This window comes from Bacillus sp. BB081 (assembly GCF_008368895.1).
GTDB lineage: Bacteria > Bacillota > Bacilli > Bacillales > Bacillaceae_G > Bacillus_A > Bacillus_A wiedmannii.
The window spans coordinates 14,315-40,512 of sequence record NZ_QOZX01000040.1; the positions used below are offsets into that span (position 1 = coordinate 14,315).

At 35.0% G+C, this 26,198-nt stretch carries 26 protein-coding genes; 5 read left to right on the plus strand and 21 right to left on the minus strand.

What is annotated here, in order from left to right; genetic code table 11:
• Window positions 1-275: 275 nt before the first annotated feature.
• The 10 genes from DN394_RS17660 to DN394_RS17705 form a co-directional block, all read right to left on the minus strand.
• Window positions 276-1,547 (minus strand): MDR family MFS transporter, encoded by a 1,272-nt coding sequence (locus DN394_RS17660; protein ID WP_098110195.1) that lies wholly within the window; start codon window positions 1,545-1,547, stop codon window positions 276-278.
• 108 nt (window positions 1,548-1,655) lie between these two features.
• Window positions 1,656-3,071: a branched-chain amino acid transporter BcaP gene (locus DN394_RS17665; protein WP_097918251.1), complete on the minus strand. Its 1,416-nt coding sequence runs from the start codon at window positions 3,069-3,071 to the stop codon at window positions 1,656-1,658.
• 230 nt (window positions 3,072-3,301) lie between these two features.
• Window positions 3,302-4,474 carry a homogentisate 1,2-dioxygenase gene (locus tag DN394_RS17670; protein ID WP_098705593.1) on the minus strand — a complete coding sequence of 391 codons (1,173 nt, stop codon included), beginning with the start codon at window positions 4,472-4,474 and terminating at the stop codon, window positions 3,302-3,304.
• Window positions 4,440-5,396 (minus strand): fumarylacetoacetate hydrolase family protein, encoded by a 957-nt coding sequence (locus tag DN394_RS17675; RefSeq protein WP_097918253.1) that lies wholly within the window; start codon window positions 5,394-5,396, stop codon window positions 4,440-4,442. Before DN394_RS17675 ends, DN394_RS17670 begins: the two co-directional genes overlap by 35 nt.
• A 66-nt stretch (window positions 5,397-5,462) precedes the next feature.
• Window positions 5,463-6,581: a 4-hydroxyphenylpyruvate dioxygenase gene (gene hppD / locus DN394_RS17680; RefSeq protein WP_000810916.1), complete on the minus strand. Its 1,119-nt coding sequence runs from the start codon at window positions 6,579-6,581 to the stop codon at window positions 5,463-5,465.
• Window positions 6,582-6,891: 310 nt separating this feature from the next.
• Window positions 6,892-7,002 (minus strand): DUF3948 family protein, encoded by a 111-nt coding sequence (locus tag DN394_RS17685; RefSeq protein ID WP_001083700.1) that lies wholly within the window; start codon window positions 7,000-7,002, stop codon window positions 6,892-6,894.
• 42 nt (window positions 7,003-7,044) lie between these two features.
• Window positions 7,045-7,152 (minus strand): DUF3948 family protein, encoded by a 108-nt coding sequence (locus DN394_RS17690; RefSeq protein WP_000664237.1) that lies wholly within the window; start codon window positions 7,150-7,152, stop codon window positions 7,045-7,047.
• 41 nt (window positions 7,153-7,193) lie between these two features.
• On the minus strand, window positions 7,194-7,310 hold the full coding sequence (locus DN394_RS17695; protein ID WP_000654250.1) for a DUF3948 family protein: 117 nt from the start codon (window positions 7,308-7,310) through the stop codon (window positions 7,194-7,196).
• A gap of 35 nt (window positions 7,311-7,345) precedes the next feature.
• Complete coding sequence (locus DN394_RS17700; protein WP_000654250.1) at window positions 7,346-7,462, minus strand: DUF3948 family protein; 117 nt, start codon at window positions 7,460-7,462, stop codon at window positions 7,346-7,348.
• Between the two features lie 35 nt (window positions 7,463-7,497).
• Window positions 7,498-7,605 carry a DUF3948 family protein gene (locus tag DN394_RS17705; RefSeq protein WP_000664237.1) on the minus strand — a complete coding sequence of 36 codons (108 nt, stop codon included), beginning with the start codon at window positions 7,603-7,605 and terminating at the stop codon, window positions 7,498-7,500.
• 452 nt (window positions 7,606-8,057) lie between these two features.
• Between DN394_RS17705 and DN394_RS17710 the strand changes: the two genes are divergently transcribed.
• Window positions 8,058-8,930, plus strand: a complete 873-nt coding sequence (locus DN394_RS17710; RefSeq protein ID WP_000766409.1) for a Cof-type HAD-IIB family hydrolase — start codon at window positions 8,058-8,060, stop codon at window positions 8,928-8,930.
• 37 nt (window positions 8,931-8,967) lie between these two features.
• Here DN394_RS17710 and DN394_RS17715 read toward each other — a convergent pair whose 3' ends face one another.
• The 6 genes from DN394_RS17715 to DN394_RS17740 form a co-directional block, all read right to left on the minus strand.
• The gene (locus DN394_RS17715; RefSeq protein ID WP_001294507.1) at window positions 8,968-9,933 is read right to left on the minus strand and encodes an ABC transporter ATP-binding protein; all 966 of its coding nucleotides are present in this window, start codon (window positions 9,931-9,933) and stop codon (window positions 8,968-8,970) included.
• Entirely contained in the window at window positions 9,930-10,910 is a 981-nt protein-coding gene (locus DN394_RS17720; RefSeq protein WP_000030796.1) for an ABC transporter ATP-binding protein, read from the minus strand. The genes DN394_RS17715 and DN394_RS17720 overlap by 4 nt, the downstream gene beginning before the upstream one ends.
• A 10-nt stretch (window positions 10,911-10,920) precedes the next feature.
• Window positions 10,921-11,844 carry an oligopeptide ABC transporter permease gene (gene opp4C / locus DN394_RS17725; RefSeq protein ID WP_000447957.1) on the minus strand — a complete coding sequence of 308 codons (924 nt, stop codon included), beginning with the start codon at window positions 11,842-11,844 and terminating at the stop codon, window positions 10,921-10,923.
• 12 nt (window positions 11,845-11,856) lie between these two features.
• Window positions 11,857-12,813: an ABC transporter permease gene (locus tag DN394_RS17730; RefSeq protein ID WP_000860732.1), complete on the minus strand. Its 957-nt coding sequence runs from the start codon at window positions 12,811-12,813 to the stop codon at window positions 11,857-11,859.
• Between the two features lie 108 nt (window positions 12,814-12,921).
• The gene (locus tag DN394_RS17735; RefSeq protein ID WP_048542902.1) at window positions 12,922-14,649 is read right to left on the minus strand and encodes an ABC transporter substrate-binding protein; all 1,728 of its coding nucleotides are present in this window, start codon (window positions 14,647-14,649) and stop codon (window positions 12,922-12,924) included.
• Window positions 14,650-14,893: 244 nt separating this feature from the next.
• Window positions 14,894-16,594, minus strand: a complete 1,701-nt coding sequence (locus tag DN394_RS17740) for an ABC transporter substrate-binding protein (protein ID WP_097918255.1) — start codon at window positions 16,592-16,594, stop codon at window positions 14,894-14,896.
• 237 nt (window positions 16,595-16,831) lie between these two features.
• Between DN394_RS17740 and DN394_RS17745 the strand changes: the two genes are divergently transcribed.
• Window positions 16,832-17,029 (plus strand): hypothetical protein, encoded by a 198-nt coding sequence (locus tag DN394_RS17745; RefSeq protein ID WP_000369258.1) that lies wholly within the window; start codon window positions 16,832-16,834, stop codon window positions 17,027-17,029.
• Between the two features lie 242 nt (window positions 17,030-17,271).
• On the opposite strand, the gene abc-f is transcribed toward DN394_RS17745, so the two are convergent.
• Both abc-f and DN394_RS17755 read right to left on the minus strand, forming a co-directional pair.
• Window positions 17,272-19,152 carry a ribosomal protection-like ABC-F family protein gene (abc-f, locus tag DN394_RS17750; protein WP_098705629.1) on the minus strand — a complete coding sequence of 627 codons (1,881 nt, stop codon included), beginning with the start codon at window positions 19,150-19,152 and terminating at the stop codon, window positions 17,272-17,274.
• Window positions 19,153-19,276: 124 nt separating this feature from the next.
• Window positions 19,277-19,411, minus strand: coding sequence for an RAxF-45 family protein (locus DN394_RS17755; protein ID WP_046956655.1), 135 nt, complete (start codon window positions 19,409-19,411; stop codon window positions 19,277-19,279).
• 419 nt (window positions 19,412-19,830) lie between these two features.
• On the opposite strand from DN394_RS17755, the gene DN394_RS17760 reads away from it, so the two are divergent.
• Both DN394_RS17760 and DN394_RS17765 read left to right on the plus strand, forming a co-directional pair.
• Complete coding sequence (locus tag DN394_RS17760) at window positions 19,831-19,959, plus strand: hypothetical protein (protein WP_002096919.1); 129 nt, start codon at window positions 19,831-19,833, stop codon at window positions 19,957-19,959.
• 134 nt (window positions 19,960-20,093) lie between these two features.
• Complete coding sequence (locus DN394_RS17765) at window positions 20,094-20,888, plus strand: DUF4931 domain-containing protein (protein ID WP_097918257.1); 795 nt, start codon at window positions 20,094-20,096, stop codon at window positions 20,886-20,888.
• Window positions 20,889-20,899: 11 nt separating this feature from the next.
• Here DN394_RS17765 and DN394_RS17770 read toward each other — a convergent pair whose 3' ends face one another.
• A complete protein-coding gene (locus DN394_RS17770) occupies window positions 20,900-21,433 on the minus strand; it encodes a transglycosylase SLT domain-containing protein (RefSeq protein WP_098705637.1) in 534 nt (177 codons plus the stop codon).
• 250 nt (window positions 21,434-21,683) lie between these two features.
• Between DN394_RS17770 and DN394_RS17775 the strand changes: the two genes are divergently transcribed.
• Window positions 21,684-23,333: a DUF2334 domain-containing protein gene (locus DN394_RS17775; RefSeq protein WP_098705630.1), complete on the plus strand. Its 1,650-nt coding sequence runs from the start codon at window positions 21,684-21,686 to the stop codon at window positions 23,331-23,333.
• A 35-nt stretch (window positions 23,334-23,368) separates the two neighbouring features.
• On the opposite strand, the gene DN394_RS17780 is transcribed toward DN394_RS17775, so the two are convergent.
• Window positions 23,369-24,874, minus strand: coding sequence for a DL-endopeptidase inhibitor IseA family protein (locus DN394_RS17780; protein ID WP_046960209.1), 1,506 nt, complete (start codon window positions 24,872-24,874; stop codon window positions 23,369-23,371).
• 129 nt (window positions 24,875-25,003) lie between these two features.
• Complete coding sequence (locus DN394_RS17785; protein WP_097918259.1) at window positions 25,004-25,786, minus strand: TatD family hydrolase; 783 nt, start codon at window positions 25,784-25,786, stop codon at window positions 25,004-25,006.
• Window positions 25,787-26,198 lie beyond the last annotated feature (412 nt).

Sequence of the window (26,198 nt, forward strand, 5' to 3'; positions counted from 1 at the left end):
AATAATTAAATGACACCACTTATTGGTTTTCTATACTTTTTCTACTTAACTTTCTTCATAAATATACAAAATTAAATTCTAAAATACAGGGAAAATTTAATTAACGAGGGGCCATCCCCACTAATTATCAGCCCGCACCAATCGGGCAGTTATCTCCCGCCGAATTTTGAGGTGGAAGTCTTACTGCCCACAAATAGCGGGATAAAATTGTAATCCAATCTAGTTATGTACCTAAAATATGTAGAAATCCCCTTTTTGTGTATGTCATCTACTCATTAAGAAGATTGTTTGGTCAGTGTGCCTTTTTGCCTTTGCTCAACGAGACGATCTAAAGAAACATATACAATACCTGCAACTACACATCCTACAGCTAAAATTGTAAATAGAAAGTGGCCAAGTAATCGATCCAATAAAAAACCGCCCAGAAGTGGACCGAATACGCCTCCTGTAATCCACTGCAAACTGGCAGCTCCCATATAAGTCCCTCTCAAGTGCTCAGGGGCCAAATTCGCTACAAACGTCATCTGTACAGGCGACATAATCATCTCACCTAACGTATATATAGCATAAACGAACAGCAACGTTATTAAAATAATCGTAGCATTTGCATCAAATTCTCCAAACCACTTCGGTAACCATCCTATAAAGAACAAACCAACTCCGAACAAACATGCACCATATAACATCGTCTTTCCGACAGGTTTATCTGTGGCCCATTTTGAAATTTGAAATTGGAACAACACAACTAATAGTCCATTTAAAGCCATTAAATATGGATATGGATTGTTAGTTCCAAAAATGCCTTTCATTTCATTATCAAAGTGCAGCGGCAACATGCCCTCTGTTTGAGAAAATCCCATCGAAATAATGATACCTGCTAACAAATAAATCATTAGTGCCTTATCTCTCATTACAATTTTCCAAACCGCCTCTGATTCCTTTTCTTTATTTTCTCCTTTATTCGCACTCTTTGGCATTGTCTCTTGAATAAGAATGAATACAAGTAATGCATAAAATAACATCGTAGACGAGGCAATAATAAACACAAGGTTCTTCGACAACATAACTACTGAAGCACCCATTATCGGGCCAATTGCAGCACCTATATTGTGCCCCATTCGTAATAAACCATATGCTTCTGTTCTTTTTTCAGGTGCTGTTACATCCGCAACCATTGCTGATGCAGCGGGATGGAATAATGAATTACTGAGCCCTAAAAAAATAGATAAAATAGCATAAGGAATAAATCCTTCTATAAATAAAAAACCTAGCATGAACAAAGCATTACTCACCATTGAAAAAATCATTATTGGCTTTCTTCCATATATATCAGCAATCCTCCCACCAAGAAGAGAACCGAAACTTGCGGCAATCGGAGAAAGTGCCATAATAACCCCTACTTCCAATAACGAATCCACCTTATCTTTTAAATATAGGGCAAAAAAAGGCATCAACATCATCATTGCAATTCCATTTAACGTTTCGCCAATAAACCGAATCCATATGTTTCGGTCCATCTCCCTTAACTCACGCCACGTATTTTTCATACATTCCCCCCTCAGTTCCCCAACAATTATATTATATACACAATCAGAAAAATGTAAATTTTCAGAATAAAAAATCCATCCTAACAGAATTAGAATGGATTTTTTAACTTATAAATTTGCTGCATCTTCTTCGTCTTTACTATTATTTAAAGCACTATGTTTTCGGCTATATAAGAAGTAAACCACAATACCGATAACCATCCATACCCCAAAACTAATCCAAGCAGTTCCGGATAACTGAAGCATTAAATATAAACAAAAAATCACCGTTAATGCTGGTAAAAATGGTACAAGCGGTGCCTTAAACGCTCTTGGTAAATCCGGATGAGTTCTTCTCATTACAATAACAGCAACAGCTACAAGTGCAAAGGCTGATAAAGTCCCCATATTTACAAGATGCGCTAACACATTTAAATCTATTAATCCTGAAATAAGTGCTGCAATAATTCCTGTTGTCCATGTATTTAAAAATGGTGTTTTAAATTTTGGATGGACTTTAGCAAGGCGCTTCGGCAATAATCCATCTCTACTCATTGCATACGAAACACGTACTTGCCCATACATCATAACTAACATTACTGTTGTGATTCCTGTAATTGCTCCTACTGAAATTACTCCCGCTAAACTATCTTGTCCGATAAATTGAAGTGCAAAAGCAACTGGATCTGATATATTTAACTGTCCGTATGGAACAATTCCTGTCAAAATAAGTGAAACAACAATATAAAGAACCGTACAAATTAATAAAGATGCAATAATGCCAATTGGTAAATCACGTTGTGGACGTTTCACTTCTTCTGCTGCCGTTGAAACTGCATCAAACCCTATGAATGCAAAAAACACTGTAGCAGCTCCAGCCATTACACCATCTAAGCCAAACGGCATAAAAGGTGTCCAATTTTCAGGTTTTACATAATTAAAACCAGCAAAGATAAATATGAGAACAACCGCTAATTTAATAAACACCATAATGTTATTTATTCGTGCACTTTCACGAACACCTCTAGATAAAAGAACTGTCATCACTAAAATAATTAGAACCGCAGGCAAATCAATTATTCCACCCTTTCCTGTACCAGGGGCCGAGGAGAGAATGGTAGGAATATGGATCCCAAATCCCTTTAATAAAGATTGAAAATAAGCGGACCAACCGTTTGCTACAGCAGATGTAGCGAGTAAATACTCAAGCATTAAGTCCCATCCAATTAAAAATGCGAATACCTCTCCCATCGTCGCATATGTGTACGTATACACACTGCCTGAGACAGGAACTGAAGAAGCGAATTCAGCATAACAAAATGCAGCAAAGGCACAGGCTAACGCGGCTATTGCAAATGATAATATAATAGCTGGTCCAGAATGTTTTGCTGCTACCACGCCCGTTAGAACAAAAATACCTGTTCCAACAATTGCCCCGATTCCAAGCATAGTTAAATCCAATGCACCCAATGTTCTTGCTAACGTCTTTTGCTTACTCTCTTGCATTAGCTTTGCAATAGGCTTCTTTTGAAAAATTTGCTTCATAGCATGCTCCTCCAAGTTTTAAATTTTCTGAAAATTTTTAATTCGCTTTTTCATTTTACTCATTGCACTTTCCCCAGTCAATACTTTTGTCGAAATAAGTAGAAATCTTTCAGAACATACAATATCTTTATCATTCTTTCTATATATCTTTCTATAATTTTTTTGGTATTATTATACATGTCGATTCCACAAAAGAGGCATGCTCACTAAGTGAGCATGCCTCTTTTTACCTATTTCACAGTATGTGAATCTTCTTCAATCCAGCTATACATATATTTTTCATCTTCTGTTTCATGTGCTTGCTTTACAATACGAAGCGGACGGAACGTGTCTATCATAACAGCTAGTTCAAGTGTTTCTTTCTTCCCTATACTTCCCTCTGTTTTCCCAGGATGCGGCCCATGAGGAATTCCGCTCGGATGAAGTGTAATAGAACCTTCTTCCACACCTTTCCGGCTCATGAAGTTTCCTTCTACATAGTACAGTACTTCATCACTATTCACGTTACTATGATAATATGGTGCCGGAATAGATTCTGGATGATAGTCGTATAAACGTGGTACGAAAGAACAAATAACGAAATTGTGACCTTCGAACGTTTGATGTACTGGAGGTGGCTGATGAATACGACCTGTGATTGGTTCAAAGTCCTCTACATTAAAGACCCACGGATATAAATAGCCATCCCAACCAACAACATCTAACGGATGGTGCCCTAAAATATGTTTATGCATATACCCTCGCGACTTTGTCATTACGACAAACTCACCTTTTTCATCATACGTCTCTAATTTTTCAGGACCACGAATATCTCTCTCACAAAACGGACTATGCTCTAACAATTGTCCATATTCATTCCGATAGCGACGCGGCGTTGTGATTTGACTATTTGCCTCTACAACAAGAAACTTAGTCTCTCCTTCATCTGGAATAACACGATAAATCGTTCCAATTGGGATTGTTACATAATCACCTTTTCGATAGTGAATCGTTCCAAACATCGTTTCAATTTTCCCTGTTCCGTAATGAACAAATAACATTTCATCACCATCACCATTACGGTAGAAATAGTCCATTTTTTCTGTCGGTGCCACTACTCCAATTAATACATCCTCATTCCCAAGCATAAAATTCCTTCCGCTTACTGCATCGCCAGTTTTTTTATTTTCTTTCGTGCGAAAATGACGATGAGCAAGAGCTACATCTTCTTCATACTGCAACTGACAAGAATGAGATAATGCCGCATGACCTACTTCCGTTGGCATATAATGATGGTACAAAATAGATTGCGTACCAGAAAAACCTTTTGTTCCCATTACCTGTTCGCGATAAAGCGACCCATCTTTTTTACGGAATTGTACATGTCGTTTATGAGGTAGCTCCCCCATGTGACGATAAAACATGCCCATCACCTGCTTCCATTTCTTTTTTGACCGTATTACGTAACGTACCTAAACCAGTAATCGTAAGTTCTACAACATCCCCATTTTGCAGCCACTCTTCCGTACCCAGTTCTAAAACACAACCTGTTCCTACTGTCCCAGAACCAATCACATCGCCTGGATATAACGTAACGTCTTCCGAAGCACGTTCAATCATTTCAGCAAATGTATAGTAAATATCTTGGAAGTTCCCCTTTGATAATAGCTTTCCATTTACATGAGCAGTCATCTCTAACTCATAACGGTCACCGTTACGATAAACATCCAATTCCTCTTTCGTAACAAGGTGCGCTCCTAATGAAGTTGCAAAATCTTTTCCTTTTGCTGGACCAAGTCCTACCTTCATTTCTGTTGCTTGTAAGTCCCTTGCACTCCAGTCGTTCATAATACAATAACCAAAAATGTATTCCTCTGCTTGCTCACGAGAAATATTTCTTCCTTCTTTCCCAATTACGCAAGCAATCTCTAACTCATAATCAAGCTTTTTAGATTTCTTCGGACCAATTACAAAATCATCCGGACCAATTACAGCACGATGGTTCGTAAAATAAAAAACCGGGATATCGTACCATTCAGGTACAACCTCTAGCCCTCTCCGGCCGCGGGCCGTTTTTACATGCTGTTCAAACGCGTAAAAATCCCGAATACTACTCGGATTAGGAATTGCCGCCGCTAATTGCACTTCCTCTAAGGAATATATACCCTTTTCCGGATTCTCCATATTACGCAATACTTCTACATACTCATCCGCTTTCTCTAAAAAGGCGAACATAGAAGAAGGTAATTTTCCATCGCTAGCAAGATTCATATCAATTACTTTGTCACCTTCAAGCCATCCAGCTCGCATTTCTTTCGAAGGAAGACGAAATGTAACAAATTTCATCATGATTCCTCCCTATAAAAATGAAATTTCCACCAGCAAAGAGACTTTTGCTGGTGGATACAAATCTTATAAGTTTCCGCGACGTTCCTGTTCTCTTTCAATTGATTCAAATAATGCTTTAAAGTTCCCTTCTCCAAATCCGCGAGAACCTTTACGTTGAATAATTTCAATAAATAAAGTTGGACGATCTACAATTGGTTTCGTAAAGATTTGTAGTAAGTATCCTTCCTCATCGCGATCTACTAAAATCTTTAATTCTTTTAACCTATCAATTTCTTCATCAATCTTCCCAACTCGCGCACTTAACTCATCATAATAAGTATCAGGTGTATCTAAAAACTCCACGCCATTTTCACGAAGCGCTTCTACTGTTTTAACGATATCGCTTGTTAATAAAGCAAGATGTTGTACACCTGCTCCATTATAGAATTCTAGATATTCTTGAATTTGCGATTTTCTCTTTCCATCCGCTGGCTCGTTAATAGGGAACTTAATACGACTTCCATTTGTCATAACTTTCGACATTAATGCTGAATACTCTGTACTAATATCGTCATCATCAAAATGAATCATTTGTTTAAAGCCCATAACATTCTCATAATAGCTAACCCATTCTTCCATTTTCTCAACATTACCAACTACGTGGTCTACAGCAATTAAACCTGACTCTTCAAATGGAATATTAAACTCCACCTGTTGGAATCCTGGCATAAATGTTCCTTTATAATTTTTACGCTCTACAAGCGTGTGAATTGTATCACCATACGTACCAATAACTGCTTTTTTCAATGTACCGTTCTCGTCTGTTAATTCCACAGGTGGAGCAATCGCGACGGCACCACGTTTCACAGCTTCCGAGTATGCTTTGTCAACATCGTCAACAAGTAAAGCAACATCTTTTACACCATCACCATGTGTCTTTACAAATTCTGCGATACGATTATCGCTACTTAAAGCTCCAGACACAACAAAACGCATATTTTTTTGCACAAGAACATAAGATACCTTTTCACGGTTACCAGTTTCTAATCCAGAGTAAGCCACAATTTTGAAACCGAATGCTCTCGCAAGGTAATAACTTGATTGCTTTGCATTTCCTACGTAAAATTCCAAATGATCTACATCACGTACCGGAAAAAAGTCCTCCATTTGTGCAGCTAGCGTATCCATAGATTTTTGTTTCATAAAATCCTCATCCCCCTGTAAATAGATTAAATGGTCCATACTTAAAACCAACCGAAAACGCTTCCAACATCAATTAATAGAAATTAGTTAGCAAGCTAACAAATTCTGACCTTTAAAATTTTCTATCTTTTCTGTCAAATTCCTCTTTTTTTCTTACATATAAAATTCGACTTTTTTCTCTTTACATGACGGAGGGAATATTAATACTTGAAGATATATATGAGAGGAAAACAAAAAAGACCCCAACATATTAACTACTTACTAATATGCTAGAGTCTTTATTTTTTTTGAATGATTGTATTTATATGTCTCATACTAATACATTTGCAAGGAATAAAATAAATGATGTTAATACTACCGCTCCACCTAATGATCCTAATAAATCTGTTTTTGTTACTTGTAACACTTGTTCACTGTTCATATTCCTCATTCTCCTTTCATTTTGTAAGATTTAAAACTTCTATTATACTAATACACTTGATAGAAATACGATTAATGCCGTTAATACTACTGCTCCACTTGCTGATCCTACGAAGTCACCTTTTGTTACTTGTAATACTTGCTCTTTCATTTTGCATTCTCCTCTCTTTTTCTTTTATTACAAAACTTTTATTATACTAATACGCTTGATAGAAATACGATTAATGCTGTTAATACTACCGCCCCACTCGCTGATCCTACGAAGTCACCTTTTGTTACTTGTAATACTTGCTCTTTCATATCTTTCATTCTCCCTTCTATTTTCTTTTGTTACAAAACTTTTATTATACTAATACGCTTGATAGAAATACGATTAATGCCGTTAATACTACTGCTCCACTTGCTGATCCTACGAAGTCACCTTTTGTTACTTGTAATACTTGCTCTTTCATATCTTTCATTCTCCCTTCATTTGTTTTTTGTTACAAAGCTTCTATTATACTAATACGCTTGATAGAAATACGATTAATGCCGTTAATACTACTGCTCCACTTGCTGATCCTACGAAGTCACCTTTTGTTACTTGTAATACTTGCTCTTTCATTTTATGTATCCTCCTTTTTAATAAGTTATCTATTATGTAATTTCTAAGAAATGTTTATTTCATAGTTTTTATGTTAGCGTTACATTAAAGTTATTAACGTAACGTTTGTAACATTAATGTAACATAACTATTGTTACGTTGCAATATAATTACGTAAATTTTATTACACTTTTTTTACGTTTTTTTGTAAACACCCTTAAAAAACCTGTTTTAATGCACTTTCTCCTAAGTTGACGTTTGTAATGTTATTGTAATATTACAGTCATATAACGAAACCCCCTCATACCTACCTCTATTTTTGTTACAAATTAAAGTGCATATTCAAAGTAATAAGATGGCGCCTATCAAATTTTTACTGACGGTTCACGCGAGATAAAATACAATCTTTCCAAGATAAGTTTATATGTTTCCTCTATATAACTATGTATAATAAAAGCAAAGAGGTGGTCATTTTGAAATTAATCGCATTAGATATGGATGGTACGCTACTATCATCTAATCTTGAAATCTCCAAAGAGAACTTACAAGCTATCCAAACTGCAAAAGAGGCTGGTCATATAGTCATGATTTGTTCTGGTCGTGCAAAAGAGGATGCTTTGAAATTATTGGAAGAATATAAACTATCTCTTCCAGTTGGGGCGAGCAATGGGGCAATTGTTTATGTGGATGGAAAAGTAATTAACTCGCGTTGTTTACAAAATGATAAAGTATACAAGCTTGCAAAATTACTAGAATCTGAAGGTTTTCCTTATAAGCTATATACGAATAAAGGAGTTTATTCTCCATATACATGGCAAGATCAAGTCATGCAAGCGTTCGAAGAAAACAAGCATGCACTAGATGTTACACTTGAAGAACTTGAAAGAATTACAGAAAAACAAAAGAAATCAAACTTAATTACTGATTTTCAAAAAATCGAAGATGTCGTAAATAATCCAGAATTAGAAATATCTAAATTCTTCATTTTGACATTTAATGCAGCGCATCGTGCACAGCTATTAAGCATGTTACAAGAAGACACTGACATTTCAGTTACCGCATCAGCTCCTACTAATGTAGAAATTATGGATAAGCACGGTCATAAAGGGAACGGCCTACAAGAAATGGCAGCGTATTTCAATATACCAATTGAAGATACTATTGCAATCGGGGACAACTTTAATGATGTGCCAATGTTACAAGTAGCTGGCTTATCAGTTGCAATGGGAAATGCTGAAGAAGATGTAAAAAAACTATGTGATGTCGTAACATTAACAAATAATGAGCATGGGGTTGCTCACGCAATCGAGAAATTTGTATTGAAACAAACTTCATCTAGTAAATAAAAAAAGGACTCTTTCAATTTGAAAGGGTCCTTTTCTTTTATACATGATGACAAGCAACAAAATGCTCTTCACCAACATTACGGAATTCTGGTACCGTTTGTTTACAAATATCTGTTGCAAACGGGCAACGTGTATGAAAGCGACAACCCGAAGGTGGATTTGCTGGACTTGGAATATCACCCTCTAGTATAATCCGCTCTCGCTTCACTGTTGGATCTGGTATTGGCACAGCTGATAACAATGCTTTTGTATACGGATGCAGTGGGTTCGTAAATAACTCATCACGCGGCGCTGTTTCCACAATCGTTCCTAAATACATAATTCCAATTTTCGTACATAAGTGCTCTACTACGCTTAAATCATGTGAAATGAACAAATAAGATAGTCCCTTTTTCTCCTGTAACTCACTAAATAAATTAATGATCTGTGCTTGAATAGATACATCTAGTGCTGCCACAGGTTCGTCAGCTACAATAAATTCTGGATTTAATACCATTGCTCTTGCGATAACGATACGCTGACGTTGTCCACCAGAAAACTCATGAGGGTACCGGTCAATATGATATGGGGCTAAACCACATAACTCTAATACTTCTGTCACTTTTTCACGAACATTTTCTTTCGTCGCTAGTCCGTGAGCCAACATCGGCTCGCCAAGTGCTTCTCCAATTCTCATTCTCGGATTTAATGAGCTAAATGGATCTTGAAACACAAGCTGCATATTAGGACGATGTTTTCTCAATTCCTCTTTTGATAGAGAATGAACATCGTGTCCTTTAAACTTCACTTCTCCCTCCGTTTTTTGAACGAGACGTAAAATTGTTTTTCCTATCGTCGTTTTTCCGCTTCCTGATTCACCAACGAGACCGAACACTTCCCCTTTATTAATAGTAAAACTTACTCCATCAACTGCTTTTACATGTCCAACTGTTCTACTAAATATGCCGCCTTTAATCGGAAAATATGTTTTTAAGTTTTTTACTTCTAATAATGGTTCACTCATTGTTCCGCACGCTCCTCATATAACCAGCAAGCTACTTTATGATTTTCATCATGTACATTCAGATTTGGCGCTTCTTCTTTACATATTTCCATACAATGCTCACAACGACCGCTAAAGTAGCAAAATTCATCCAAACCAACTAAATTAGGAACTTGCCCTGGAATAGAATATAGTTTATCTATTCGTTTTCCCATCACTGGTTTTGATTTCAACAAGCCTTTCGTATACGGGTGTTTCGGATTTTGGAATATCTCTAGTACTGGTGCTTCTTCAATTACTTTCCCACCATACATAACGACAACGTAATCAGCCATTTCTGCTACAACGCCTAAATCATGTGTAATTAATAAAATTGATGTTTTAAATTCCTCTTTTACTTGTCTTAATAAGTCCAATATTTGAGCTTGAATCGTAACATCAAGAGCCGTTGTCGGTTCATCAGCAATTAATAACTTAGGATTACAACTAAGTGCAACAGCAATCATAATACGTTGTAACATGCCACCACTCAGTTCGTGCGGATAAGAATGGACGATTTCATCCGCACGAGCTATGCCGACCTTACGAATTAACTCAATTGCCTTTTTATATGCTTCATTTTTGCTAAGCAGTTCATGCTCTCTTAACGTCTCTACAATTTGTTCCCCTACAGTGAAAACAGGATTTAGCGATGTCATCGGTTCTTGAAAAATCATCGCAATATCATTTCCTCGTAAACTACGAAGCTCTTTCTCTTTCATTCCTAAAAGACTTTTTCCTTCATATAAAATATCCCCACCTACTACACTGCCTGATTCAGCAATAAGTCCCATAATAGATAAAGCTGTTACACTTTTCCCGCAACCTGATTCACCTACAACACAAACAGTTTCACCTTCTCGAACTGTAAAACTAACATGATTCACAGCCTTTACTGTTCCTTCTTCTGTCTGAAAGTGTGTTTGTAAGTCTTTCAGCTCTACTACCGCTTTACTCATACCTTCTCACCTACCGTCTCATCTTTGGATCTAACGCATCACGAAGTGCATCACCAAGTAAATTAATGGATACAACTGTTATAAAAATTGCAAAACCAGGCGGAATCCATAACCACGGACGCTTTTGGAAATCAATTAACGAGTTAGCTGCGCTAATCATATTCCCCCATGACGGTGTAGGTGGGACGACTCCGAGACCTAAGTAACTTAGTGCGGATTCACTCAAAATTGAACCTGCAACACCCAAAGTTGCTACAACAATAAGCAACGGAAAGACGTTAGGAATTAAATGATGAATAATTTTCCGAGAATCCTTTAATCCTAATACATCTGCTGCTTGCATAAAGGCTTGCTCCCGCAATGTTAAAATTTGTCCTCTCACAAGCCGGGCAAGTCCTGGCCATCCTACTAAACTTAAAATAATCATTACAACATATAAACGGTATTCCGATGGTAATTTCCATTCTGATAAAATTGCTCCCATTATAATAAGTAGCGGTAATCCCGGAATGGACATTAACACATCCGCAACACGCATAATTAAATGATCTACAACCCCTCGATAAAAACCAGCAATTGCTCCTAATAAAGCTCCTAGTATAACGGATAATAGCATCGACGCTAAACCAATTGTTAATGAAATACGCCCTGCTTGCATAAGTCTAGTTAAAATATCCCGTCCCAACTGGTCTGTTCCAAGCCAGTGTGACAGGCTGGGTGGTTTATTAATTTGTGTTACTTGTACTTTCCCATCAGCATACGGCGAAAAGATTGGACCGATAAAACTAAATAAAAACATAAATATTAAAACGTATAAGCCACACAGTGCCATCTTATTTTTCTTAATTTTTTTATACGCTTGGCGCCATGGTGATGATTCATTTCTCTTTTTTCGTTCTTTCTTTTTCTCTATTATTGGTGTAATAGTCTCCATATCTTTCCCCCCTTACTTCAATCGAATTCTTGGATCAACAAACGCATATACAATATCAGCTAAGAAATTAGCCATAATTGTTAAACAAGAAAGAAACATTGTAAAGGCCATTAATACCGTATAATCACGGAAGTTTAATGCTTCTAATTGAATACTCCCAATCCCTGGCCAATTAAAAATCTGTTCAATAATAATCGCTCCTGAAAATAAACCAGGTAATTCAAAAGCAAGTAATGTAATTGCTGGCAAAATTGCATTTTTCAATGCATGTTTATAAATAACGGTTCTTTCTTTTAAACCTTTTGCACGAGCAGTACGAATATAATCTTGCCTAACAACATCCAACATGCTTGTTCTAAAATATCGTGTTAATGATCCTACACCAAGAAGCGTTAAAATAAATACAGGTAGAATCATATGACGTAATACTTCTAATATGTATGCTATTCCTGTTGAGTTACTCCCAATATCAATCATGCCACCAATAGGTAATAACTTTAAATCAACTGCTAATAATTTAATTAAAAATAATCCGATAAAGAAGGATGGAAATGACATTGCTGCAAAGACACCGATTGTTACCAATCTATCAAACCAAGAGTGCTGCTTTGTTGCAGAAATAACCCCAATAATAAGAGCAATAATCCAAGTGAAAAATAAAGCTGCAACAGCAACGATAAATGTATTCCAAATAAATTTATTAAGTAATGAGGTTACAGGTTCTTGATACTGTAGAGAAAATCCAAAATCACCATGCAAAGCATTCACTAACCATTGAAAATATCTTTCAATAATTGGTTTGTTTAAGCCATACAATTCCCTTAACTCTTGAGCTCTCTCTGGTGTTAACTTTGGATTTGAATCAATATAATCCCCCGGCAAAAGTGCAAATAAGAAAAAAATAATAATAGATGTACCAAACAATGTAGGGATCATTTGAAGGAACCTACGAACGATATATGTTTTCACCTTTTGTCTCCCCAATCCTATTTACTTAAAAATAGAAGAACATTTTTTCAAAACAGCTACTATTCCATTGCTGTATGAAAAAACGCCTTCTATTATTTAGGTCAACCCTTATTGTTCAATAGATAACACTGGTAAGTTGGAACTAATGCTATCGTACTTTTCTGGATCAATTCCTTTTATACGTGCATTATGAGCATAAAGTAGTTTACGATAGTTTAATAAAATAACTGGTGGATCATCACTTAACTCTTTATACAGTTCTTTATAAATTGCTTTACGTTTTTCAATATCTGTCGTCCCTATACCTTTTACAATCAAGTCATCTACTTTCGGGTTATTATAACCCGTATCACTTTTTGGATTAGTTGATAAGTAATCACTTACAACTTCACTTGGATCACTAATTCCTGGTGTTGAAACTGCCGCTAAATCGTAGTCACCTTTTCCTACTTTTGAAAGCATCGTATTAAAGTCCATCAACTCTGGATTTAATTCAACACCGATTTCTTTGTAACTTTCTTTTGCAATTGGAATAAAGATATCATTTGTCTTACCTGTATTTGATGCGTAATATGTTAATTTTAGTTTTTGACCATCTTTTTCACGAACCCCGTCAGAACCTACTTTCCAGCCAGCCTCATCCAATAATTTTTTAGCCTTTTCTACGTCATGTGGATATTTATTAATACCTTCTTCTGTATATGCCCATGAAACTGGCGCAATTGGTACGTTAGCAACAGATCCATATCCTTGTAAAGCTGTATCCACATACTTCTTACGGTCTAATCCATAAGTAAGTGCTTGACGTACCTTCTTATCCTTCAAATACGATTTCTTATTATTTACATAGATATAAGCAATATCACTTGATGATTCAAGATTAATATTTGCAAATTCTAATCCTTTTAATTGGTCTATATTCTCAGGATTTGCTCTAAATCCACTATAGTCCAGTTCACCTGTTTGGAATAATTGGAATCCAGTATCACCTGATGTAATTTTATAAATAAAGTTTTTAATTTTTGGTTTACCTGCATAATAATTTTCGTTAGCAACGAAGCGTACTTCTTGACCTGGAACATATTTTTCAAATTTATATGGACCTGCTGCAATTGGTTGCCCATATAATGCTTTTAAATAGTCTAAACTTGTATTTTGTTTATAATCTTTTCCATAATAAGCTTTTGATAGTACTGGGCCACCTAAATTAGTTAGCGCCTGTGAATTAACTTTTTCAGTTGTAATTTTAATTGTCTGTGGATCAACAACTTGAATTCCTTCAATAGAAGTTGCTTTTCCTTCTTTATATTCTTTTCCACCTTTAACAGCATACTGAGCAATATCCATTCCACCTTCATACGCTTTATCATGAAGTAGTGTTAATGTAAATGCTACGTCCTCCGCCGTTAAAGGCGAACCATCACTAAATTTTAGATTTTTACGTAAATGGAATGTATATGTTAACTGATCAGCAGAAATATCCCATTTTTCTGCAAGATCCGGAATAGGTTTACTTTGTTTGTCTGTTGTTACTAATGACGCAAAAATAACAGATGTTACATTTCCATCCCAACCATTATCTTGAAAATACGGAAGAAAAACTCCACCTGGCTTAGAAATGGCTGTAATAAAAGTATCTTTTCGCTGATTTGCTTTCTCTGGACTTTTCTTTTTATCTGTAGCTGGGATTGATTCAATCTTAGCGTCTTTTAAATCCTGCTTTTTTACCGGTTCTGTAGAAGCCGTATCTTCCTGTCCCCCACAAGCAGATAACACAAGCGAACTACTCAATAATACTGAAAATACACCAGCCCATTTTTTTGTCTTTTTCTTCATTGTCCCCACCCTAACTTTTTTAATAATTAAACCTTATGAATTGCTTGCCTTATGTATGCCTCCCACAGCAACTTTTTATAGCCAATCGGAAAAGTCGGTTTTAATCGTAAAAAAATAGATGTTTTTGAGGGGTAACAATCCTATTCCGACCTTTCCGGTAGACTTTATGGTTATTAGCTTATATCGTCCGTTATATTTTGTCAATTCTTTCTAAATAAATATTTTGAGAATTTTTTAAAAATTATTATTCTATCTTTAATTTAGGTAAGCTTAACAAAATACCGTTATAGTTATCTTCTTGTAATCCTTGAATTCGTGCATTATGTGCAGACACCACTTTGCTATTATTCAAGAAGATTACAGGCGGGTCTTCGCTTAACTCTTGATATAACTTTTTATAAATTCCTTTTCGCTTTTCAATATCCAACGTTTCTAATGCTTGCTTAGCTAATTCATCTACTTTCGGATTATAATATCCATCATAATTTCGTTTACTTGTTGAAACAAACTCTTCAATCGTTCCGCTCGGATCATCAATCATTGGCGTAGATACCATCGCTAAATCATAATCACCTTTTATCACTTTTGAAATCATCGTATTAAAGTCCATATATTCTGGGTTAAACTCCACACCAAGCTTTTTATAATCTTCTTTCATCACAGGAATCATTACATCATTTATTTTACTTGCTGATGAAGCAAAATAACTTACTTTCAATTTTTGTCCATCTTTTTCACGAATTCCATCTGAACCTGCCTTCCATCCAGCCTCATCCAGTAGTTTCTTCGCCTTCTCTAAATTATACTCATATTTATTAATGCCCTCTTCTGTATACGCCCACGAAACTGGCGTAATCGGTACATTAACGAGTGACGCATAACCTTGGAAATACGTATCAATAACCTTTTGACGCTCTAATCCGTAAATAAATGCTTGGCGGACACGTTTATCTTTAAAGTATGGCTTCTTATAATTCATTTTAATGTAGCCATAAGAGCTTCCTGTATACACATTAATATTAGCAAAACCTAAATCTTTTAATTGCTCAATGGTCTCCACGTTTGTCGTAAAACCATCATAATCTACTTCTCCTGCTTGAAATTGTTGTAGCTTCGTATCACCCTTTGTAATTTTATAAATAAAGTGCTCAATCTTCGGTTTTCCTTCAAAATAATTTTCATTTGCTACAAATCGAACTTCTTGACCAGGAATATATTTATCCAATTTATAAGCTCCTGCTCCCACCGGCTTCCCGTATAACTCTTTTAAGTACTCCAAGTGTCCTTGTTTATACTCTCTCCCATAATAAGCTTTAGATATAACTTCTCCACCGATTAATGATAATGTTTGAGCATTTACCTTTTCAGTCGTAATCGTAATTGTTTTCGGATCAATGATTTGAATTCCTTCAATAGAGGTTGCCTTTCCTTCTTTATAAGCTTGCCCACCTTTTATTGCTGTTTGGCTTATATCAGTCGCACCACTATAAGTTGGATCATGTAATAACGTTAATGTAAATGCTACATCATCTACAGTTAACGGTGAACCATCACTAAACTTTAAATCATCTTTCAAATGGAATGTATATGTAAGCTGATCCTCCGAAATATCCCACTTCTTCGCCAAAATGGGAATTGGTTTCCCTTCCTTATCGAGTCCAACAAGAGGTGCGAAGATAGCTTGCGTTATGTTACCATCCCATCCATTCTCCATAAAGTGCGGAAGGAATATCCCTCCAGGACTTGGCATTCCAACTACAAAAGTATCTTTTCTTTCTTTTACTTTTGTAGGACTTTTTGCTTTGTCGCTTGCTTTAATAAATTCATCTTTTACTTTTGGTACGTTCCCGGCTTCATTTGTACTTGCTTCCTCTTGACCACATCCGGCTAGTAATACCGATACACTAAGAAATATAGCAAGTGCTCCTTTAAAAGTATTTTTCATTGCCCTCTCACCTTTACCTTCCTAATTTTTATCGATGCAGGAACATAGGCCTCCTCCCTGTAATTATCTTTATTTTTCCTATAAAAATAGTATGAATTAATTTCAAGATTATTCCTTTCCTTTAAACATGTCAATCACTCTCTTTTATTTCTTATTAAAAAATTAAAAATTCACTTCTATTCGTTCCATATGAAACATAGACTACTAATAACCAATTACCAAAAAGGGGGCGAAAACATGGACAACCTATTCCAATACGTCCTGCACTACGTATTATTAACAATCATGATAGTCGGGGCGCTATTACTATTCCCATTCTTCCCAAAGTTCGTCCTCTTTTTAGCTTTTTTTATTATGCTCGGGATCGCTATTATCATTTCAACAAGGGAAGATACGACACAAAAAGAAAACAGAGTTCAGCGTGTAAAGCTGTAACTCTGTTTTTTTATTTTCAATCCTGATTCGCTGTTACACATACTTATGTCTCGGGAAATAAGTAACCGATCAAAAAAAACTAATATCATTTATGTTTTACAATCTATGCAAATTACGGAACAAAGATGTATCAAATTTACTGTTTCACGTGAAACACAATTTTTATTTTTCTCTTAAAGTAAAATATGAGTACAAAAAAGCGAATCCCTTCAGCAAAGCTGAAGGGATTCGCTTTCTACTTTTTACTCCACAATATTCTCTAACTCATTATATAAATCCGCTCGTAACAACTCTTTCTTCGTTTTTTCTTCATACAATTGTTCAAGCATTTCAACATCAATTACATGTTCCATTTTACACTCAAGCGTATATATATCTTCTTCTACATGTATTAACTCTGTTTCAATCTCCTCAACATTCCTAGCTTCTTTCTTTTTTACAGGGGCTGTTTCCATACTTTTTCTTCCTTGGCGTTGCTGCTTTATTACTTGTTTCTCAACCTGTTCTTCCCACTTTTGACGCGCCCATGCGTAGTTCCCTGCAAACTCAAATAATTTAAGCTCATCAATCCAATACGTCTTTTCAAATAACTTATTTAAAAAATAACGATCATGTGAAACAGCTAAAATCGTTCCATTATATTGCTCAAGAGCTTCCTCTAAAACTTCCCTTGATTCAATGTCGAGATGGTTTGTCGGCTCATCTAAAATTAAAAAATTGATATCTTGATACATAAGTTGCGCAAGTCTTAATCTCATTTTTTCTCCACCGCTCAGTTGCGTTACTTTCTTAAACACCGCTGGACCATAAAATAAAAACTTAGCTAATATATGTCTCGCTTCTCCCTCTGTTACAGCTACATATTCCCTGAAAGCCTCTAATACATTACTCTTCATATTTCCGTACGCATGCTGTGATAAATAACCGATTTTCACACTACTACCAATCCGAATTTCTCCAGCGTCTGGTTTTATTTCTTCTAATAATAACTTTAGTAGCGTTGTCTTTCCTGTACCATTACGACCGACGATAGCCGCACGCTCTTGAAAACGAACATGTAAATTCGCTTCGTTAAATAAAGGATGGTCAGCAAATCCTTTACTCACTTTTTTCATTACAACAACATCTTTCCCACTTCTCTCTTGCCCTTCAAACTGAAGCCCCATTTGTTTTCGTTCTAAAATAGGTTTCTTTAGTTTCTCTATACGCTCCAGTGCACGTTCCATACTTCTCGCTCTCTTATGCAATCCTTCATTCGGAGGATTCGCCTGATTTGCCCATTCACGCAGCCGCTTAATTGCTTCTTTCATTTTCTTTATTTTCTTTTGCTGTTCTTGATAAGCCTGAAACTCGTGGAGCAATCTTTCTTCCTTTTCTTCAACAAACCGAGAATAGTTTGTATGATACACGTGAATCTCTCCATCTTCTAAATCAAAAATCTTCGTTACAACTTCATCAAGGAAATAACGATCATGTGAAATGACCATAACTGTTCCATTGTATTCTTTTAAAAATTGCTCTAACCATTCTACGGCGAATAAATCTAAATGATTAGTTGGTTCATCTAATAGAAGTAAATCTGGTTTCTGCAATAGCATGTATGCAAGGCTTACCTTTGTTTGTTCCCCACCACTTAACTCCAGAAATGACCGAGGAAATAGTTCTGTCACCTGTAGACCATTTGCTACCTTCATCATATTCGCTTCTATTTCATAACCACCAAGAAACGCAAACTTTTCTTGGATTACTCCGTACCTCTCCATTAATCTTTGTAAAGCAGACGGTTCCAGTTCTTCCGCCATATTTTTTTCTAAAGTACGCATTTCTCTTTCTAATTCCTTTTCTGCTTTAAACGCGGAACTCAATACATCATATACAGTCATACCCTCATCAAATTTCGGAATTTGTGCCACATGACCAATACGTGTACCTTTCTTCATATGAATGGCCCCTGCATCCAAACTTTCCATTCCAGTTAGAAGCTGAAAGATTGTTGTCTTCCCACTACCGTTACGACCAACTAATCCAACACGTTCACCATTCTTTATTTCAAGCGATATATTTTCAAATATGATGTTTCCACCAAAAGATTTCGTTACATTATTTACACTACAAATTGTCATTTTCCGTACTCCTTTCAATATAAAAAACCATAGGAAAGAAACATTCCCCATGGTTTTCGGCATAGAAAAAGGAAGCCAAATAGCTCCCTTTTCACACGTTTATTAAAAATGGGTGAAGAGATTTCTATCGTTCAATAGCTACTATGCAATTGTTAAAAAAGGACAGACGTATCCCGTTAACAACTACATCATGAAAAATCGCACGACAAAAATAGATATAATCTAAAAATTTGGCACGTGCAGCTAAAGAACGTTTCATCTCATTCACCTCTTTCGTACGGAATTTAATACTTACTTCTTTATTATACTTTCCCATTTCATGTTTGAATAGTCATTTTTCTGAAAATAATGAAGATAGACTAAACATTTCAATAAGTGACATCAAATCTTACAAAACTGTTATGTTCACGTAATGGAAAGCGATAGTACGAAAAGATGCCTCCCTATACAATAAAGATGTAAACAAGAGAGCCAAACAAAAGGAGGAAACGATCATGATGAAAGAAATCGTAAAAGCAATCTTTGAGGTATTAGTGAACGGACAAGCAGTTGTAAAAGAACTAAATGAACTATAAAAGGAGTGAAGGAATATGATGAACATGGTTAAAATGATTTTACACGCTCTAGTTGATGCAAAAGCAGTTAGCCAAGAATTAAACCAACAATAAAAAGGGGTAAATGAATATGAAGAAAGCCATTATTGTAATCGCAAGTACAGCAATTGCCTTATACACAATAAAAAATAGAAAAAAGAAGCACAATAAAAACGCTCTATATTATCCATACACATTATTAAAGAAAAAATAAAAGACAAGGTACCCTATTGTAATGAGGATATCTTGTCTTTTATTTTTCCTATTCCTTTTAAAGGATTTCCTTCTCCTTTTCCCGAATGTATTAAGCGGGATTTTTACACATATTTTAAAGGGGCATATATACAAATGGATACACAACAACTATACTTTTTAAACGATATTGGCAAACAAAAACCAGAAAGCATTCGGAATAGAAGCGCTGCATGTCCTTTTTGTGACAGAGAAAATTTAACGGATATTTTAGCAACTGAGGGCTCAATTATTTGGTTAAAAAACAAATTTCCTACATTAAAAGATACATTTCAAACGGTGCTAATCGAAACAGATAATTGTGAAGACCATATTGCGACATATACAGAAGAACATATGAGATCGCTAATTCGTTTCTCCATTAAACATTGGTTAGACTTACAGAAGAATGAAGAATTCACATCTGTGATTTTATACAAAAATCACGGTCCATTCTCAGGCGGGAGTTTGCATCATGCACACATGCAGATTATCGGAATGAAATATGTAGACTATCTCGGTAACGTAGAACAGGACAACTTCCGAGGAGTCATTGTACAAAAAAACGAACGCATTGAACTCAATATTTCAGATCGTCCTATTATCGGTTTTACTGAATTTAATATCATCATTGAAGATATTGGATGCATAGATGAACTAGCAAATTATATTCAGCAAACTGTACGTTACATACTGACAGATTTCCATAAAGGATGTAGTAGTTATAACTTATTCTTCTATTACTTAAACGGAAAAATCATTTGTAAAGTTGTTCCTAGGTTCGTCGTTTCACCATTGTATGTAGGATATAAAATACCACAAGTTTCCACAAAACTAGAAGACGTGAAAATACAACTCGCGCAGTACTTCACGAGCGAAAAAGATGCAATTATTCATAAAAAAACAGAGTAGGTATAGAAAACCTACTCTTTGATTACACCTTTATTTCGATAGTACACATCTTCTAATCCGATGTTATACTTCATGTTATTATCCGTCCACTCTGGACCCAGATTACCTGGCCATCCAGATGTATTTGCTACATATTTTAGTAATGCAAAATCCGTCAAACCTTTTTGCACCCCGCGCTTATATCCTTTCATTAAATGCGGCATTGCAATTTGCGCATTTGTGCGCGGATCTTTCAACTCTTCATCAGTTAAATGATCTGGTGCAAGGCCACCGCCACGGTGCAATTGAAACAATCCGAATGAAGTTCCGTTATCTCCAACATTTCTTGGATTTAACCGGCTTTCATGTTCAGCAATTGTAAGAGGTATCCATTCTGGAAGATTGACTTTCTTTGCTTCCTCTATAATAATTTGTTTCATCTGTTTTGCTTCTTCTGAGTCAACATAGCTTGTCTCATTCACTAACTTGCCCATTCCTTCAGACTTTCCTTGGAAATATAAGTACACCCCAAGAACAACTAAAAATCCTACAAAGAATTTCTTCACTACCACTACCTCTTTCTCCGCTGAAATTTGTCCCCTTTCAGCCTTCTTCCCTTTACAATTACCCACATTCTATCATTCTCTTACCCTTTTATCATAGCAAATAACTATATATATTATCATCATGCTTTAGACCGATTTTGTGAAAAAACAGCTGGTAAATACGTGCAAAAATGTAACTTCCATAGACTACAACGTATTTTTTGTATATAATTGTAAATTGAACTCTACATATAGAATAGGAGCAGACCAAATGAAAAAGTGCATAATACTCTTGTTCAGCATTTTACTACTTATCCCTATCCACACCTCTGCACAAACATCATCAAAACCAAAAGTACTTGTTTTATACAGTACACAAGACGATAAAATTACAAATAATATTCAAATCCTTAATACCCAATTAGGACATTTTACAAATGATATAACTACGAAAAGTTTAAAAAAGGCTAATGAAATTACTAATTCATCTTCTTATACACATATTGTTTATATCGGTGAACAAAAAGAAGAGTTTCCTATTGAAACGAAGCAACTTCTAGAAAATTTCTCAGGTCCAGTATTAGTTTTAGGACAAAATGTTGAACAATTATCTAATCGCTTTTCTTTCATTACCCTAAAGGCTGATGATATACGAGTTAATAAAATCGAATATCCAAGTAATAAACTAAAAAACACTTTAGAAGAGGAACGATTGGTTCAATCTTTTGATACAAACGGAACTGTTCTTGCTAACGCTTTAGGCTCAAATAGCAAGAACCCACTAATCATTCAGCATGAAACATCTTATTACGTCGCAACGCCACACCTCTTTGCCTGGATGTCTCATTACGTTGGTGAAATGTTATTTTCTTACTTTGGACAAAAGCCAACGACAAATAAAGTAGAGGCTTATTTGCGTCTTGAGGACGTTCATCCGGCCGCAGATATAAATCAATTAAAAGAAATTGCTGAATTACTAAAAGAGAAAAAGATTCCTTACATGATCACTGTTATTCCTGTATATAAAGATCCTGATACAGGTAAAACACTGCATTTAAAAGATAAACCCGAACTAGTCGATCTTTTACGCTCTATGCAAGATGATGGTGTAGCAATTATTATGCATGGTTATACGCATCAATTTTATGATAGTGAAACTGGGGAAGGTTTTGAATTTTGGGACGTAAAAACAGATCAACCAATTCGTCAACCGAAGCATGAAAAACCAAAAACAAAAGATGACTTCCCTAATATCGAAGCATATAATGCATATGTAAAAAAAGGGGAAGAGTTTGAAGAAAAGTATACGACTGATCATATTGAAAATGGTATTCAAGAACTTGTAAATGCCAAACTATATCCTGTCGCATTTGAAGCACCTCATTACACGATGTCTCAAAAAGGATATGAAATATTATCAAGGTACTTTTCAACTTATGTAGGACAGCTACAATTAAGTGATACAACTTGGAAATCCATGCACTCTCCAGCATACAGAAGTACACCATCATTTTTACATGGCATGAAATTAATGCCTGAAACAGTTGGATTTATCGAAGAAGATAAACCACACGCTATTGCTAAAATGAAAGAAAATACTGTATCTGTTGCCAAATTATCCGATGGAGTTATTGGTGCATTCTATCATCCTTACTTAGGTGTGAAACCATTAAAAGAAGTACTAAAGGATCTAGAAAGCATCCCAAATATAGAATGGATTGATTTACAAAAAGAAACAAATGAAGTGAAAATGAAAGATATTCATATCACTACTAATAAAGATGGCATTCACGTTGAAAAGCCAACAAGCGCAAGTGACGTAATGGATTATGTAAAACAATATGGATTCTTCCTTATACTTGGTTTCTTCGTCCTTGTCTTTCTCTTATTATTAAGACGTGCGAAAAAATTAGAATCCTAATACAAAACCACCAAGCAAAATGCTTGGTGGTTTTTTTAGCTTAAACCAAAACGTGGCATGTTATTAATAACCCATTGATTATTCTCATAAATCAATTCAACTTCTACTTTTTCCGTTATATTATCATAATCATTATACGTTTCTACCTGCGCTTTTATTTTCCCATCCTTTAACTCGGCAGAAATAATTTTTGTAAATTTAGTTGCTGCTTTTGATCCTGGGTCTCCAATAGCATAGTGCATTTTTCCATTTAACTCTTTAATATACTTACTCTTCATATACTCTGCTATAAATGATTTTGAAAAGTACGTAGATAGCGTAGTCTCTAAATTATCTTTCTTATTATAAATAGGGTTCACTAATTCCCCGTATGAAAAATCCCCTACTCGTTTCGGGTTTCCTGTTAGTGCAGCCATTTGAACATTAGTAAGTTCCTTCTGTGCATTCCATACTTTCTGTAACATAACATCATCTGCTAGCTTCTTATCTTTTACTTCATTTGATTTCTTTGTATCTAGATTCATGATAGTTCCATTATCCGTATAGAGATACATATCTCCTGCTACAAAATATAAATAAGATTTAGTTGGTTCAACCGCTTTATTATAAATTACTTTTTCATTTCCACCATTCATTTTCTTCTTATATACTCCGTCCTTTTTTATATAATAAAAAGTATCCCCTTTCACATTCATCTGCAAGGCATCCTTTACCAATAACTTTTCATTATTTTGTTGAACGTCTATTTCATATATGCCATGCTCAGCTTCATTTGTTTCAAAAGGTAACGAAAAGTCGACAACAGCATATAATTCTTCATTATTATACGTAGCACTAGATATTGTTGCATAATTTTCTTTTGACCAAGTTTTATTATCTTTTGTCACTTGTGTTCCACGATTTTTATTCCAATGTAGAATACTATCATCTATCGTTCGAGACCAACCAGAATTTTTAAATGCCGCTTCTTCTTCCTGTCCCGTTTTTAAATCCATTTTTACAATCCCTACAATATCAAAACCACCATGCTCAGAATATTTTTTCGGATAAAATAAAGTTTGATCTTTTATATAAACATAATTTGTATCTGCTTTTAACGTATCTAACTTTTTATTAGATATATCATACTTCATTAAAGAAGATAATCCCGCATTCTTATCTTCATCCGTATGAATAAAATATAAAGCTTTGTTTTTTATATTTATGTAAGAAGCATTTACACCTTCCACTACACGTTCCGAAGTCTGAAATTGATCTTTCGTACGATAAATGCCTCCTGTATTTTTATCACCATCTACAGAATAGTAAATCCAACCTTTACTCTCTGCCATCTTCCCTTGGTTAGAGATGTTTCCAACCAAATTCCCGTCTTTCTCATTTTCTTTCATCTGTTTTTCAACTACTGGATCAATTTGTACTTCTTTATTTTCTTGTGTTGCGTTTGAATTTATAGTCTTTTTTTCTGTTTCACAACCAAACGCTGCAAGTGAAAGTGCACCAACCATAATTGTAATAGCTATTTTTTTATATGCTTTCCCCATTTTCTCCCCTACTTCCTTCATCAAATTAAACATATCATAAATTATAGAAAATATTAGAAAAAATATCCATAATAAAAAGAGATAAGAGAAACTCTCCTATCCCTTCAAATAAAGTGAAAACTTAATCATTCAGGTTCTTAATGTCTGGCAAATAGCGGAGTAAAATTGAATGGTATTTTCATATATCGTTTTCGCAACCTTATCAACAGATACGTTTTTTATAACACTAATTTCCTTTAATACCTCTCGAATCATTCTCGGATGCGTCATAACATCCTCGTGAAATTCCCACGGTCCATCTGTTTCTACCATCATATATTCAAGTGGATAATACGAAACAATTTTTCTAATTTTGTCCTTATGTAAAACATCTGGTGTGATAGAAATATAATAACCGTTCCTCATCATCCGTTTCATTGTTGTTTCACTTCCTTTAAACCAATGAAAGTGTGCACGTGAAACTTTATATTTCTCTAGTAAATCACATACAATATCAGCATCTTCATACACTGCATGCAATATAATTGGTAAATCATATTTACTAGCTAGTTCAACAAATCGTTGTAACACTGATATATATGAATTGATAGTAATACGCTCATCTTCTTTTCTTAAATAATACGGTAAGCCTACTTCACCAATCGCAACTATGTCTTCTACATGCTCTTCAATTAATTTATAAATTTGCTCACATTCTTCTTTATGAATCGGTTGCTCCGGATGAAAACCTATCGCTGGATGTACAAAAGGATATCGCTTTGCTAAAGATAAAGTTTCTTTACATGATTGATAATTCATAGATACCGCGATAAGCCCCTGTATCTCTTTACTATGTTCCACATCTTTAAGTAATCTACTTTTTTCTTCATCCTTATATTGGTCAACATGTATATGACTATCAATCCATTTCATCTTTATTCCCCCATAAAAAAAACAAGAAAGGATCTCCCTTCTTGTTTTATCATCTATATTATTTAACAATTAAGTTTGTTATGATATCAAATAATCCAATACATACTACGGCAACAGTAAAGTAGCTACAGAAATCTTTAATTGGAAACTTCACTACTTCTTCTTTACGCATCCCAGTTTTCTCCCTTCTTACTATATCCCTAATTATTTTATCTATTTGTATCTATTATGCAAAAAATATGACAAATTTACTATCGAATTAACTTACGTAAACCTTACAATGTTGTAAGGTTTATAAAAAGAGCCTCATCTAAATACAGATGAGGGCTATTAAAAAGTAGTTGGTTTTTCATTCTTCATTAATATTACAAACAGAAAGTAATACAGTGAGACTTTCTAATTACACTATATG

Excerpts from the sequence above, each read along its gene's own strand:
- DN394_RS17660 (WP_098110195.1), bottom strand. The coding sequence starts at position 1,547 with ATGAAAAATACGTGGCGTGAGTTAAGGGAGATGGACCGAAACATATGG.
- DN394_RS17665 (WP_097918251.1), bottom strand. The coding sequence starts at position 3,071 with ATGAAGCAAATTTTTCAAAAGAAGCCTATTGCAAAGCTAATGCAAGAG.
- DN394_RS17670 (WP_098705593.1), bottom strand. The coding sequence starts at position 4,474 with ATGTTTTATCGTCACATGGGGGAGCTACCTCATAAACGACATGTACAA.
- DN394_RS17675 (WP_097918253.1), bottom strand. The coding sequence starts at position 5,396 with ATGAAATTTGTTACATTTCGTCTTCCTTCGAAAGAAATGCGAGCTGGA.
- hppD (WP_000810916.1), bottom strand. The coding sequence starts at position 6,581 with ATGAAACAAAAATCTATGGATACGCTAGCTGCACAAATGGAGGACTTT.
- DN394_RS17685 (WP_001083700.1), bottom strand. The coding sequence starts at position 7,002 with ATGAACAGTGAACAAGTGTTACAAGTAACAAAAACAGATTTATTAGGA.
- DN394_RS17690 (WP_000664237.1), bottom strand. The coding sequence starts at position 7,152 with ATGAAAGAGCAAGTATTACAAGTAACAAAAGGTGACTTCGTAGGATCA.
- DN394_RS17695 (WP_000654250.1), bottom strand. The coding sequence starts at position 7,310 with ATGAAAGATATGAAAGAGCAAGTATTACAAGTAACAAAAGGTGACTTC.
- DN394_RS17700 (WP_000654250.1), bottom strand. The coding sequence starts at position 7,462 with ATGAAAGATATGAAAGAGCAAGTATTACAAGTAACAAAAGGTGACTTC.
- DN394_RS17705 (WP_000664237.1), bottom strand. The coding sequence starts at position 7,605 with ATGAAAGAGCAAGTATTACAAGTAACAAAAGGTGACTTCGTAGGATCA.
- DN394_RS17715 (WP_001294507.1), bottom strand. The coding sequence starts at position 9,933 with ATGAGTGAACCATTATTAGAAGTAAAAAACTTAAAAACATATTTTCCG.
- DN394_RS17720 (WP_000030796.1), bottom strand. The coding sequence starts at position 10,910 with ATGAGTAAAGCGGTAGTAGAGCTGAAAGACTTACAAACACACTTTCAG.
- opp4C (WP_000447957.1), bottom strand. The coding sequence starts at position 11,844 with ATGGAGACTATTACACCAATAATAGAGAAAAAGAAAGAACGAAAAAAG.
- DN394_RS17735 (WP_048542902.1), bottom strand. The coding sequence starts at position 14,649 with ATGAAGAAAAAGACAAAAAAATGGGCTGGTGTATTTTCAGTATTATTG.
- DN394_RS17740 (WP_097918255.1), bottom strand. The coding sequence starts at position 16,594 with ATGAAAAATACTTTTAAAGGAGCACTTGCTATATTTCTTAGTGTATCG.
- DN394_RS17745 (WP_000369258.1), top strand. The coding sequence starts at position 16,832 with ATGGACAACCTATTCCAATACGTCCTGCACTACGTATTATTAACAATC.
- abc-f (WP_098705629.1), bottom strand. The coding sequence starts at position 19,152 with ATGACAATTTGTAGTGTAAATAATGTAACGAAATCTTTTGGTGGAAAC.
- DN394_RS17755 (WP_046956655.1), bottom strand. The coding sequence starts at position 19,411 with ATGAAACGTTCTTTAGCTGCACGTGCCAAATTTTTAGATTATATCTAT.
- DN394_RS17760 (WP_002096919.1), top strand. The coding sequence starts at position 19,831 with ATGAATATGAAGAAAGCCATTATTGTAATCGCAAGTACAGCAATTGCC.
- DN394_RS17765 (WP_097918257.1), top strand. The coding sequence starts at position 20,094 with ATGGATACACAACAACTATACTTTTTAAACGATATTGGCAAACAAAAA.
- DN394_RS17775 (WP_098705630.1), top strand. The coding sequence starts at position 21,684 with ATGAAAAAGTGCATAATACTCTTGTTCAGCATTTTACTACTTATCCCT.
- DN394_RS17780 (WP_046960209.1), bottom strand. The coding sequence starts at position 24,874 with ATGGGGAAAGCATATAAAAAAATAGCTATTACAATTATGGTTGGTGCA.
- DN394_RS17785 (WP_097918259.1), bottom strand. The coding sequence starts at position 25,786 with ATGAAATGGATTGATAGTCATATACATGTTGACCAATATAAGGATGAA.